The organism is Streptomyces sp. ME19-01-6 (genome assembly GCF_033793745.1).
Classification (GTDB): Bacteria; Actinomycetota; Actinomycetes; order Streptomycetales; family Streptomycetaceae; genus Streptomyces.
Genome location: NZ_JARAXF010000036.1, coordinates 16,772 through 29,051, shown reverse-complemented (window position 1 = coordinate 29,051; position 12,280 = coordinate 16,772). Strand labels below are relative to the sequence as shown.

The 12,280-nt window shown below is 70.4% G+C and carries 13 protein-coding genes; 5 read left to right on the top strand and 8 right to left on the bottom strand.

Going from position 1 to position 12,280, the window contains the following annotated elements; genetic code table 11:
- Positions 1-25 precede the first annotated feature (25 nt).
- Positions 26-817 (bottom strand): IclR family transcriptional regulator, encoded by a 792-nt coding sequence (locus PV419_RS44000; protein ID WP_319698740.1) that lies wholly within the window; start codon positions 815-817, stop codon positions 26-28.
- Between the two features lie 176 nt (positions 818-993).
- Between PV419_RS44000 and PV419_RS43995 the strand changes: the two genes are divergently transcribed.
- From PV419_RS43995 to PV419_RS43980, 4 genes are all read left to right on the top strand, one after another.
- Complete coding sequence (locus PV419_RS43995; RefSeq protein ID WP_319698738.1) at positions 994-2,304, top strand: glucarate dehydratase family protein; 1,311 nt, start codon at positions 994-996, stop codon at positions 2,302-2,304.
- A 209-nt stretch (positions 2,305-2,513) separates the two neighbouring features.
- A complete protein-coding gene (locus PV419_RS43990; protein ID WP_319698737.1) occupies positions 2,514-2,774 on the top strand; it encodes a hypothetical protein in 261 nt (86 codons plus the stop codon).
- A gap of 263 nt (positions 2,775-3,037) precedes the next feature.
- Positions 3,038-5,026 carry a GDSL-type esterase/lipase family protein gene (locus PV419_RS43985; protein ID WP_319698735.1) on the top strand — a complete coding sequence of 663 codons (1,989 nt, stop codon included), beginning with the start codon at positions 3,038-3,040 and terminating at the stop codon, positions 5,024-5,026.
- 670 nt (positions 5,027-5,696) lie between these two features.
- A complete protein-coding gene (locus PV419_RS43980) occupies positions 5,697-6,578 on the top strand; it encodes a peptidoglycan-binding protein (RefSeq protein WP_319698733.1) in 882 nt (293 codons plus the stop codon).
- A gap of 83 nt (positions 6,579-6,661) precedes the next feature.
- On the opposite strand, the gene PV419_RS43975 is transcribed toward PV419_RS43980, so the two are convergent.
- From PV419_RS43975 to PV419_RS43945, 7 genes are all read right to left on the bottom strand, one after another.
- Positions 6,662-7,090, bottom strand: a complete 429-nt coding sequence (locus PV419_RS43975) for a lasso peptide biosynthesis B2 protein (RefSeq protein WP_319698731.1) — start codon at positions 7,088-7,090, stop codon at positions 6,662-6,664.
- The gene (locus PV419_RS43970) at positions 7,087-7,350 is read right to left on the bottom strand and encodes a lasso peptide biosynthesis PqqD family chaperone (RefSeq protein ID WP_319698729.1); all 264 of its coding nucleotides are present in this window, start codon (positions 7,348-7,350) and stop codon (positions 7,087-7,089) included. Before PV419_RS43970 ends, PV419_RS43975 begins: the two co-directional genes overlap by 4 nt.
- Complete coding sequence (locus PV419_RS43965; RefSeq protein WP_319698727.1) at positions 7,350-9,014, bottom strand: asparagine synthase-related protein; 1,665 nt, start codon at positions 9,012-9,014, stop codon at positions 7,350-7,352. The genes PV419_RS43970 and PV419_RS43965 overlap by 1 nt, the downstream gene beginning before the upstream one ends.
- A 171-nt stretch (positions 9,015-9,185) precedes the next feature.
- Positions 9,186-9,326 carry a lasso RiPP family leader peptide-containing protein gene (locus tag PV419_RS43960; RefSeq protein ID WP_014175268.1) on the bottom strand — a complete coding sequence of 47 codons (141 nt, stop codon included), beginning with the start codon at positions 9,324-9,326 and terminating at the stop codon, positions 9,186-9,188.
- A 127-nt stretch (positions 9,327-9,453) separates the two neighbouring features.
- Positions 9,454-10,377 carry an MBL fold metallo-hydrolase gene (locus PV419_RS43955; protein ID WP_319698725.1) on the bottom strand — a complete coding sequence of 308 codons (924 nt, stop codon included), beginning with the start codon at positions 10,375-10,377 and terminating at the stop codon, positions 9,454-9,456.
- Complete coding sequence (locus tag PV419_RS43950) at positions 10,374-10,559, bottom strand: DUF397 domain-containing protein (protein ID WP_319698724.1); 186 nt, start codon at positions 10,557-10,559, stop codon at positions 10,374-10,376. Before PV419_RS43950 ends, PV419_RS43955 begins: the two co-directional genes overlap by 4 nt.
- Positions 10,556-11,395: a helix-turn-helix transcriptional regulator gene (locus PV419_RS43945; RefSeq protein WP_319698722.1), complete on the bottom strand. Its 840-nt coding sequence runs from the start codon at positions 11,393-11,395 to the stop codon at positions 10,556-10,558. The genes PV419_RS43950 and PV419_RS43945 overlap by 4 nt, the downstream gene beginning before the upstream one ends.
- Positions 11,396-11,558: 163 nt before the next feature.
- Here PV419_RS43945 and PV419_RS43940 point away from each other — a divergent pair, with 163 nt between their 5' ends.
- Positions 11,559-12,026, top strand: a complete 468-nt coding sequence (locus PV419_RS43940; RefSeq protein ID WP_319698719.1) for an ATP-binding protein — start codon at positions 11,559-11,561, stop codon at positions 12,024-12,026.
- Positions 12,027-12,280 lie beyond the last annotated feature (254 nt).

The window sequence follows — 12,280 nt, the reverse complement described above, 5'->3', positions numbered from 1 at the left end:
CTACCGGCCGGGGAAAAGGGCACGGCTAACGCCACTGAGGGGCCGCCCCCGCGGCGCCGGGCGCCGCGGCTTCGATCCGGCCGCGGATCTCGCGCATGACGGTGACGATCCGCCGCTCGTGCTCCTCGGTCAGCCGGGCCGTCGGCACCGAGCAGCTGATCGCGTCGACGGCGGGCGAGTCGTACCGCAGGGTGAAGCCGAAGCCCGCGATGCCCACCACGCCCTCCTCCCGGTCGATCGCGTAGCCCCGCTCCCGCACTTGCGCCAGGTCCGCGGCCAGCGAAGCGCGGTCGGTGTGGGTGTTGGGCGTCAGCCGTTCCCAGGGGCCGTCGGGCAGGGGGAGCTCGCGCTCCGCCCGCTCGGCGAGGAGGGCCTTGCCGAGCGCCCCGGCGTACGCGGGGAGCCTGCGGCCGACCCGGCTGAAAGAGCGCAGGTACTCATGCGACTCGCGGGTGGCGAGATAGACGACGTCGCCACCATCGAGCCGGGCGAAGTGGATGGTCTCGCCGAGCGCGTCGGACGCCTCGTCGAGGTAGGGCCGCGCGGTGCGCACGCGCGGGTCGCTGTCGAGGTAGTTGGTGCCGGTGAGCAGGGCGCGGATGCCGATGCCGTAGAGCGAGCCGGTGGCGTCGGTGCGCACCCAGCCGCGGTCGATCAGCGTCTGCAGGAGCGCGTACATGCTGCTGCGCGGCACGCCGAGCTCGTCGGCGAGCTCACGCAGCCGGGCCGGGCGGTCGCCGCGCGCGGCGAGCAGTTCCAGCAGCTCCACAGCGCGGGCCGCGGACTTCACTTCGCGTACGCCGCCGGTATCGGACATGGGTCAGATCGTAAACGGCGCATCGCGCGCGCACGACGCGGCCACCGCTGCCGCGAAGCCTCGCGGGTGTCGCGGGTGTCGCGGGTGTCGCGGGTATTGACGCCCCCCTGCCCCTCTCTCTAGCCTCTCCCTCACTCCATCTTCATACGTAGATGACATCCACATAGGGAGACGCCATGACGGCCCCCACGACCGACACACCGGACCTGACCATCAGCGAGGTCCGGCTGACACCGGTCCTGGTGGCCGACCCGCCGCTGCTGAACACCCAGGGCGTGCACCAGCCGTACACACCCCGGCTGATCATCCAAGTGGTCACGGCCGGCGGAGTGACGGGCCTCGGCGAGACGTACGGCGACAGCAAGTATCTGGCGCTGGCACGGCCGCTGGCCGACAAGCTCCAAGGGCGCGCGGTCAATGATCTGAACGCGCTGTTCACGCTGGCCGACGAGGTCGCGGTGGACTCCGCCCAGGTCGAGAACGCGGTGGACGTCGGCGGGCAGCGCGGGGTGCAGACCGCGGACAAGCTGCGGCTGTCGATCCTCTCCGGGTTCGAGGTGGCGTGCCTGGACGCGTGGGGGCAGTCCGTCGGAATGCCGGTGCACGCGCTGCTGGGCGGCAAGGTCCGCGACCGCGTCGAGTACAGCGCGTATCTGTTCTACCGCTGGGCCGAGCACCCGGGCGGCGCGGGCGAGCCGGACGACTGGGGCGCGGCGCTCGACCCGGCGGGCGTGGTCGCGCAGGCCGAGCGCTTCGCCCGGGACTACGGCTTCGCCTCCTTCAAGCTCAAGGGCGGGGTGTTCGAGCCGGACCAGGAAATCGCCGCGATCCGGGCGCTGGCCGAGCGGTTCCCCGGGCAGCCGCTGCGACTCGACCCCAACGGCGCCTGGTCGGTGGAGACCTCCCTGAAGGTCGCCGGGGCGCTGGGCGATGTCCTGGAATACCTCGAGGACCCGACCACGGGCACCGGCCGGATGGCCGAGGTCGCCGCCGCGGCCGGGGTGCCGCTGGCCACCAACATGTGCGTGACCACGTTCGGCGAGATCCGCGAGGCCTTCGCCCGGAACGCGGTCCAGGTGGTGCTCTCCGACCACCATTACTGGGGCGGGCTGCGCAACACCCGCGAACTGGCCGCGATCTGCCGTACGTTCGGGGTGGGTCTGTCCATGCACTCCAACACCCACCTGGGCATCAGCCTGGCCGCCATGACCCACGTGGCCTCGACGGTGGCCAACCTGGACTACGCCTGCGACAGCCACTACCCCTGGCAGACCGAGGACGTCGTCACCGAGCGGCTCACCTTCCTCGACGGCGGACTGGACGTGTCCGACGCACCGGGCCTGGGCATCGCACTCGACCGGGACAGGCTCGCCGCCCTCCACCAGCGGTGGCTGGACGACGACGGCACCATGCGCGACCGCGACGACGCCGCGGCCATGCGTGTCGTCGACCCCGGCTGGGTCACTCCGTCCTTCCCGCGCTGGTAGCACCCGCCGCATGGCTCCGCGGCCGCCGCCCCGGTCAGCGGCGGCGGCAGGAGCGGGCGACGGCGGACGGCCCACGAGCCGAAACCGGTCGAAGCACGACGTGGGTTGTCGCTTATCGCATGACGGCTGCGTCCACCGGGATGAGGCGGGACACTCTCAGTCCGAGGAACGGGACCGTATGTGAGTCACGGGACCAGCGGAGGACGTTCATGCACTCACCGCAGGACGCGAGCGAGGCGGTCGGCCTGATGTGGGACCTGGTCACCGCCCTGGAGAACGGCGAGCGGGACTATGTCGACCGTGGGGCCGAGCTCGTACAGCTCGCCTTCGTGCGACAGCCGCACATGATGCGAGAGGCACTGGCCGAGTTCGAGCGCCAGGTGGCGCTTGATCCGGCCCCCGCGGGGGCGGTGCCGGAGATCGTCGAGACCGTCCGGGACGTCATCGGCAGTCCTGACGAAACTTTTTGACGGTCTTTCGGCTGGAACTTTCGACGGGAATTTTCGAACCTGACCGCTCCTCTTGACGTTGAACCGATTCAACGCTTCCATCGTGGGCGCGCCCGCGATGGGAGCGCTCCCGAGGAGGTTCCCGGGCCGGTACCCGCACCCGCCCACAGAGAGGACGGCCACCCATGCCGCCGACCGCACCCCCCACCAGAAGTACCAGGGCCACCAGGAGAACCCCCGCCCGCACGGCCGCACAGGCGGCACGCGCGATGCTTCTGCTTGTCATGACCACATCCCTGCTGGTCTGGGGGCTGAGCCTGGGCGGCGCCCGGGCCCACGCCGCCCAGGCTCAGCCCGCCACGGCTCTGGGCAACGGCTCGGTGACCGACCCGAACATCTCCTACGTCGGCCGCTGGGACGTGAGCTCGGGCACCGCCGCCGTGCCCAACTGGACCGGCGGCTACCTCCAGACGGCGTTCACCGGGACGACCGTGAAGGTCAAGGCCCGCAACGCGGTGAACTTCTACGTCAGCGTCGACGGCGGCGCCGACGTCTTCTACGCGGGTGTCAAGGGCACCGTCAACCTCACCCCGCGGCCCCTCTCCCAGGGAAACCACACCCTCCGGATCTCCTACCGCTCGGGCGACACCGTCTTCCAGGGCCTCGTCCTGGACTCGGGCGCGGGCACGATCGGCCAGCAAGTCCCGTCAAAGCTCATCGAGTTCGTCGGGGACTCCATCACCGCCGGCGCCCTGACCGACCGGCTCGCGCTCGACTCGTACGGCTGGAAGACCGGCGAGAAACTGGGCATGCGGCACACCCAGATCGCCCGCTCGGGCTACTGCCTGGTCGGCAAGGACGGCTGCACGGGGCTGGCCACCCAGTTCTTCAAGACCGCCTCCACCGGTGACCAGAACTGGGACTTCTCCCGCTACCAGGCGAACGCCGTCGTCATCAACCTCGGCACCAACGACATCGGGCACGGCGTCACGGGCGCCGAGTTCCAGGCGGCGTACACCAACCTCCTGCGCGACATCCGCGCCAAGTACCCGAACGCGTTCCTCTTCGCGCTCCAGACCCTCAAGAAGCGCTATGTGACCGAGACCAAGGCCGCCGTCAGCGCCCGTACCAGCGCCGGGGACGCCAAGGTCACCTACGTCGACACCACGGGCTGGCTCACCGACGGCACGGACTACGAGGACGGCAACGGGCACCCCAACGAGTCCGGCCACACCAAGTTCGCAAACCGCCTCGCCCCGATCGTCTCCGCGAAGCTGGGCGCCGCCACCACCAACGCCTCCGCCACCAACGCCGCCGCCACCAAGACCGCGGCCGCCGCACCCGGGGCTCCGGGCGACCCCAACGTCAAATTCTACGGCCGCTGGGACACCAAGAGCTCCACCACCGCCTACACCCCCTACTGGGCGGGCGCGTACTTCCGTACCGGCTTCACCGGCCGCACCGTCAAGCTCAAGCAGCGCAACGCGATCGACCTGTGGGCCAGCATCGACGGCGGCCCCGCCAGGTTCTTCGACGAGGCCAAGGGCACGGTGAACCTGACCCCGACCCCGCTGTCCGCCGGAAACCACACCCTGCAGGTCAACTACCAGGTGGTCGCGGGCTCCTACCACGGTGACGCGGTCTTCCAGGGGCTGACCCTGGACAGCGGAGCCACCACCTTCACACCGCCCACCCCGAAGAAACTGATCGAATTCGTCGGCGACTCGATCACGGTCGGCACCACGACCTCTCAGAACGCGCGCACCGCGTACGGCTGGCTGATCGGCGAGCGCCTCGGCGCCGACCACACCCAGATCGCCCAGGGCGGCGCCGCACTCGTGGACACGGCGGACGACCGTATGAGCCTGGAGCAGCAGTTCACCAAGCTGAACCCGAACGCCGCCACGCCCGGCTGGGACTTCTCCCGCTACCAGGCGAACGCGGTGGTCATCAACCTCGGCACCAACGACGTGGGCCGCGGCGTGACCTCGGCGCAGTTCCAGGCCGCCTACTCCAGCCTGCTGCGCAAGGTCCGCGCCGCCTATCCGAACGCCTGGATCTTCGCCCTGGAGACCTTCCGCGGCCGCTTCGTCCCCGAGACCCAGGCGGCCGTGACCGCCGCCACCGGCGGCGGCGACACCAAGGTCTCCTTCGTCGACACCACGGGCTGGCTCGCCTCCGACGAGCTCTCCGACTCCGTCCACCCCAACGACAAGGGCCACCGCACCATCGCCGACCGCCTGGCGCCCATCATCTCCGCCAAGCTCGGCTAGGCGCTTTCGTAGCCCTGCACGCACGCACCACGCCCGCGGGCCTCCGGTCGCCGACCGGGGGCCCGCATGCCGTTCGCGGGTGCGCTATCCCCCGTTCCGCCGGACCGCAAATCGGCGCGCCGAGGCGTCCGCTCATTCGGCTCGTTCCCGCCGCAGCCGCCGCGCCCGCTTGATTCTTGATCGCGAATTGGCGCGGCATTTCCGCAGGGCAATGCCTTGTTCGAGGTGGAAGCGAGGCAAAACGATCTAGAATTCCGGAATCGGCGAAATGACCGGAACACCGGCTTGCCCCGCCTTGACGTGGGGAAAGAAACTCAATGAGCACTCATGCGTCAGGAGTCGCAAGCCATGCGCTGGGCCTTGCGACACCGATTTCGCGAGGGTGCGCGACGGGGGAAGCGTTGGAGAAAGTGTGCGCGCCGCGATGACGCGTTCGCGTACCCTTCACTTCTTCCCCTCGTCTCTTGATGAGCTCAGAGAATGGAGGGGGAATGCCGACGCACGCGGGCTGTCCTCCTCCTTCGCGGCCTGCTCCTCGGTCTCGCTGCTTACCGGTGGCCGGAGAACCAGTTGTACCGGACGAAGCCGCAGGCCGGGTCCGGGGCCGGTTTGAGCCCCGCGCCCACGACGTCCGTACATCACCACGTACCCCCTTTGAAGGAGCACAACGATGGCCACTCCCCTGACCGCCGACCGCCTCCTCAAGGCCCTGCGCGACGAGGGACTGGAAGTCCACGAGTACCGCAGCTGGCGCACCCACAACCGCAACTCGAAGGGCCCCTGGGGCCCGGTGAACGGGGTGATGATCCACCACACCGTGACCAAGGGCACGGACTCCTCCGTGGCGCTGTGCTACGACGGGCACTCGGCCCTGCCCGGACCGCTGTGCCACGGCGTCATCGACAAGTCGGGCGCGGTCCACCTGGTCGGCAACGGCCGCGCCAACCACGCCGGCCTCGGCGACGGCGACGTGCTCAACGCCGTGATCAACGAGACCGCGCTGCCCCGCGACAACGAGGCCGACACGGATGGCAACCGCCACTTCTACGGCTTCGAGTGCATCAACCTCGGCGACGGCGAGGACCCCTGGCCGGAGGCGCAGAAGCTGGCCATCGAGAAGGTGTCCGCGGCCATCTGCCGCGCCCATGGCTGGACCCAGCGGTCGGTGATCGGCCACCTGGAGTGGCAGCCGGGCAAGGTGGACCCGCGCGGCTTCTCGATGGACACCATGCGCTCGCGCATCGCCAAGCGCCTGGGCGCCAAGCCGGACGGCCCCGCCCCGCAGCAGCCCAAGCCGCCCGCGACGTACGAGCCCTTCCCGGGCTCGGCGTTCTTCCGGAACGGCCGCGAGAGCAAGATCATCACGGCGATGGGCAAGCGTCTGGTCGCCGAGGGCTGCGGGCGGTACGAGGAGGGGCCGAGCCCGGAGTGGACCGAGGCGGACCGCAAGTCGTACGCGGCGTGGCAGCGCAAGCTGGGGTACTCCGGCGACGACGCGGACGGCACCCCGGGCCGCAAGAGCTGGGACAAGCTGCGGGTGCCGAACGTGTAGCTCCAAGCCGCCCCTTTGTGGTGAGTATGAGACAGCGACACGCCGACGTCATGGCGTGTCGCTGTCTCATACTCACCACAAACTCACGACCGCCCCCGGGCCACCGGGGCGACGGACAGCAGCGGCCGGTAGTGCCCCGCCGGGTAGGGCTCTCCGACGGGCCGGCCCGCGACCTCGATCCAGGCGTGCGCCTCGAACGGGCTGGTGCGCACGCCCGTGCACCAGGTCGGCCACACGCCCCGGCTCCGGCACAGCAGAGCCGCCGCGATGGACCGCTGCAGGCAGGCCTGGCCCGCACAGCGCAGGCTCACCGCCACCACGGCCCGCCGGGCGGCGAGGGCCTGTTCGGCGGTGGCGGGCCGGGCGCCACGGCGCCAGAACTCCAGCACCGCGCGCACCCGGGCCGGCTTGGCGCGCGCGAGCAGCCGGGCCACGGCCACGGCGAGCCATGGCATCACCCGCCGGTGCAGCGGCAGCCGGTCCCGGTCGGCCAGGGCCATGGGAGCGCTCATCGGGGCTCGTCAAGCAGACGGGCGGCGCGCAGCTGTGTCACCAGCCGGGACACGTCGCGCCGCGCCGCCTCGGAGTCGAGGCGGTGGCGGGCGGCGAGCTCGTCCGCGGCCTGGTCGTCGGTGCGGCCGTCGAGCAGGGTCTTCAGGACCAGCACACCGGTGGGGTTGAGCTGCCAGTAGCGGCCGGTGCGCTGATGGAGCAGGACGGCGCCGTCGTCGGTCTCGGCCATGGACACGTCCTGATGCAGCGTCAGGGACATCATCGCTTCCCAAGAGGTTGAAGTTTGAGTGCCGCGCGGGCCCAGGTCTCACAGCCCAGAAGCTTCTCGGTGGTGATGTCCCTGGAGATGTCGGCATGCGGTGTCAGCAGGTATGCGCGCAGCGCCTCGGGAGACACCAGGCCCATGTCGGCCAGGACCGAGTCGGAGAACACCTCCAGCAGCGCGGACAGGTTGCGCTGCCGCCCGGCCCGTACGTCGGCGCTGAAGTCACCCTTGGTGGTACGGCCCAGCACCACCTCCGGCACCAGCCCCCGCATGCACTCCGCCAGGAGCGGCTTGTACCGCCAGGGCGTGACGCGCTCATGCAGCCGCACCGCCAGCGCCGCCTCCACCACCCGGTCGTCCAGGTACGGCTGGTGCAGTGCCACACCCGCCGCCCCGAACAGCCGGGACACCTGCCGGTACGCGGGCGCGGTGATCCGCAGTGCGGTGAGGTACTGGTGCTGGCCCCGGTCCTCGGCGAACGGGGCGGCGTGCTCGGCGGTGGCGCGCAGCGCCTCACGTGCGGCGGCCACGGCGTCGTCGGTCGCCCAGACCGGGGCGCGCAGCGGGGAAAGACCCCAGCCCAGCGCGGGGGCCCTGCGCGGCGGGGGCGGACTGGTCAGCTGCTCGGCCTGGGTCAGCCACCATTGGGCGGGGCTGCTCGCCCGTACCAGCTGGGCGAGGACGGCGGCGCGCGGCCAGCGGCTGAGCGCGCGGTGTCCGCGCAGGTGGCGGATCGCGGTCAGGGGGTGGCGGCGGGCCAGCCGGTGCAGATAGCCGGGGAACGCGCTGAAGAGCTCGTCGGCTCCGTGCCCGGCCAGATGCCCTCGGGACCCGTGCTCGGCGAGCAGCCGCGCGGTGTACCGCACCCGCGCCAGCGTGCGCGGGAACAAATACGGCCGTTCGGCGTCGGCCAGGCCCCCGGGATCGGTGAAGATCGGTGGCAGCTCGTCCTGAGCCACCACCAGATGGTGTGCGTCGGGCAGCGAGCCTGCGGCCTGCACGGCGAAGTGGGCGTCGTCGTTGCCCGCCTCGGCTTCGGCCCAACGGAAGGTCAGTAGCTCGGGGGTGTGGCGTGCGGCCAGGAAGCTTAGTGAGGTCGAGTCCATGCCGCCGGACAGGTCCGCGCTGAGCCCGCCCTCTGGGCGCCACCGCCCGTCCACGGCGTTGATCAGCGCGCTTCGCAGAGCCGCCGCGCCCGCCTCCAGGCCGCGTTCGGGATCGGGGGCCCGCCACCACCGCGCCTCGCGCGCCCGGCCCGGCTCCAGCAGCAGACAGTGGTCGGGCGCCACCGTGGACACGCCCGCCCACACGCTCCGGTCGCCGAGCGGTGGCGGCAGCATGCCACCACACACGACACGGGCGGCCAGCGCCCCCGCGTCGATTCCGGCCCCGGTCATCACCGCGAGCAGATCGGCCCGGTCGGCGGCGATCGGCACCTCGCCCAGCCGGGTGTGGAACACCTGGCGCAGGCCCGTCACGCTCCCCTGGACACGTGTCGTGGCATCGTCGGCGGCGATCAGATGGAAGCTCCCCGACAGGGCCCGTGCCACGGCGTCCACGTCGGTCAGCGTACGCACCCGTCGGCACAGCTCCTCGAGCCGGCCGGTGGTGACCGGGCAGAACCCGATCACCACCAGTCGCACGGGCCCGGTCGCCACCTGACGGATCTCATCCGGCTCCCACCGCCCCACCAGCCATGGTCGGCCTGACGGGTGCGGTATGGAACGAGGAGCCTCAAAGGGATACGTATCAAACGAAAGCTCTGTATCCGGTACGTCCGGAAGGACGACAAACCCGGCGCTCATCTCAAACAGTCCGGAGGGTTACCCTCACCCCCAGCCCTGCTCACCGAGCACGTCCTCGTACCGGTGGCCGAACCCCAGCGTGTCCTCCGAGAACTCGCCCACGGCCACCAGGGCCGGCGGCTCGTAGCTCTCGACGGTCTCGTCCGATCTCGCCTGCATCTCCATGGGTTTCCTCCAGGGATAGGTCCAGTGAATCGACCCCGAGGTCGCCCACTGATTACCCTCCCTCCGAAGAACCATGCGATGCGGCTGCCCCAGTTGCCACCATTCGACAGCTTCCTGACGCATCCGCTCAGACCCGTGTCGGCAGCGGCCCTCCGTTGTAGGCGATCGCGTCGGCGAACGTCGCGAAGGGGTCGAAGTCGCCACCGACGCGATCCGCGTACGCACGGTGCAGGTTGAGGACGATGCGCTCGGCGTCGGGCAGATCGGCGAACCCGCCGAGCGAGCACGCGCGCGCCGCCTCCAGCGGGGTCAGCCCGTCGCGCAGGCCCGCCTCTGCGGTGTCCAGCACCAACTGGTAGTAACGCCGGTGGGTGTCCAGCACCTCGGGCAGCGTGGTCGCGTCGATGAGCGGACCGTGCCCGGGTACGACGTGCTCGGGCTCGAACGCCGCGATCCAGTCGAGCGAGCGCAGCGCGCCCTCCACGGAACCCATGAACACCAGCGGATTGACCTGGTGGAAGAGAAGATCCCCGACGAACAGAACACGCTCCTCGGGAAGCCACGCGACGGCATCCCCCGGGGTGTGCGCGGCATACCCGGGGTGATGCAACTCGATCCGCCGCTCCCCCACATGCAGCGTCAGCGCCGTACGGAAGGTCACCCCGGGCGCCCGGCGGGTCACCCCGCCCCAGTCCGGGACGGGATGCCAGGCGGGCGGACACCCGTCGATCACGGTGTCGGCGAGGATCCCCTCGCGGGTCGCCTCATGCGCGACGATCACCGTGGTCTCGGGCAGCAGGCTGTTGCCATGGGTGTGGTCACCGTGCAGATGCGTGTTGACCGCGTACCGCACCGGCGCCCCGTCGGTGGCCTCATCGACCGCGCGGAGCAGATTCCGGGTGCGGCGCTCGGTGGCGCAGGTGTCGACGAGCACGACCCCGTCGTCCGTGGCCACGACGCCCGCGTTGTTGACCCACCACGACCCGTCCGGCTGGATCCAGCCGTACACGCCGTCGGCCACGGGCTGCAGGGTGCCGGTCTCTGCGGTCATCGGTGCGCGGCGAACCGTACGAACTGGGTCCAGCCGTCAGGGCTGACGGTGAAGTGGGGACGGGTCACATCCTTGGAGTCCCGCACGTGGATGGCCTCCTCGGTGACGGCCACCTCGACGCAGCTGTCCCCCTGAGTGCCGCTGTAGCTGGACTTGAACCAAGTGAGTTCCGCGCTACTCATAGCTCTCCTCGCAGTCGCTCCAGCAGGCCCCACGAGTCTTTGGGGTTCAGGGCCTGCGAGCGCAGTGTGTCATAGCGCTGGTGCAGGAGGCTCACCTCCTTTGAGTCAGCAATCAGTCGCCCGTTCTGCTGCCCCTCGGAGTATGCAAGCCGTCGCCCCTCCGGGGTCTCCAACAGCTGCAAAGGCCCATCCAGACACGCATGGACCTCCGCCTCCAGCGGCACGAGTTGAAGGAACACGTTGCGCGGCGCACTGAGCTCCAGCACATGATCGAGCAAGCCTCGCATCACGTCCACGCCGCCGAGCCTCCGCCGGAAGACGGACTCCTCCACGATGAAGCTGAACGGGACGCTCGGCCGCTCGCGCAGCATCTCCTGCCGCTCCAGCCGGGCCGTGACCTGGGCCTCCAACTGGGCGTTCGTCAGCAGCGGGATACTGTTGTCGAACACCGCCCGCACGTACCCCTCCGACTGCAACAACCCCGGCACCAGCCTGCACTCATACATGCACAGACTCACCGCCACCCGCTCCAGCCGGGCCCAGCGACGGAACCACGCCGCCAGCCCCGGCTCGCCCCGGGTCAGATGCCGGGCCGCCTTCCGCAGCGCACCCGTGTTCCCCAGCACCCCCTCCGCCCGCTCCACGAACGACTCGTCGGGCATCCGCCGCCCCAGCTCCACCGACTCCACGGTGTGCTTCGAGAACCGGACCAGCTCCCCGAACTGAGCCCGGCTGAGACCCGCGTGCTCGCGCAGGGCCTGGACGACGGCCCCGAAGGCCCGCAAACTGTCCGAAGGGTCGGGCTCCCGCTCCCATTCGCCATTGTCGGTCGTCATACGCGGCCACCTCCAGCTATTCGTAGGTGTGAGGCCCCCGCGCTCAACCCACCCAGAATGGCCGACCGATCACCGTACCGTCCACCGAAAGTGTCCGTACGCTGACGCTGCGTACGGGGCGCGCCTCTCGCGAAGTCCGCCGCGCACCCATCATCGTGACCCCATGAACCAAGGCACGACGTCCCAACTCCCCGCCGCGATCAACACCTTCACCCAGCGCCTGTCCTCCACCCGGCGCGGGGCCCGGCTTGCCCGACTACTCGCCGTCGAGCAGCTGCGCACCTGGCCGGTGTCACCCGATGTCGCCGAACGCGCCGAGCTGATCGTGGCCGAGCTGGCATCCAACGCGGCGCTGCACGGGCGCGTCCCGGGCCGGGACTTCCGGCTCACCCTCACCCTCGACAACATCACCGGAACCCTCCGCATCGAGGTCACGGACACCCGGGGTGAGAAACTGCCCACCCTCCAGCCGACCCCACCTCCAGACCGCGAATCCGGGCGCGGCCTGCTCCTGGTGGCCACGCTCGCCGACCGTTGGGAAACGGAGCCGCATCAGCCCGTTGGCAAAACCGTGTGGGCCGAACTGGACACCGGCCGGAGGGGCGCTGCTGTGGGCGAAGATCCGCGCTGAGGCGGCCTGGCCAGCATCCGACGCGGAGCGATCTTCGCACCGCTGGCCTTCCGGTGGGTCGACATCTCCTCCCCCGACGATGGCATGAAGGTCATCAGCGCCTTGGTCACCGCGTTCGCGATGCTCACCGTCCTCATACGCAGCGTCCGCGCCGCGCCCTCGGGTCCGAAGGTGTGCCAACCGAGCGACGGCATGTTTCACCGCGCAACCTGTGCGACGGTGAGGGCGTCAACTATTCCAGTGGCTCCTGCGCG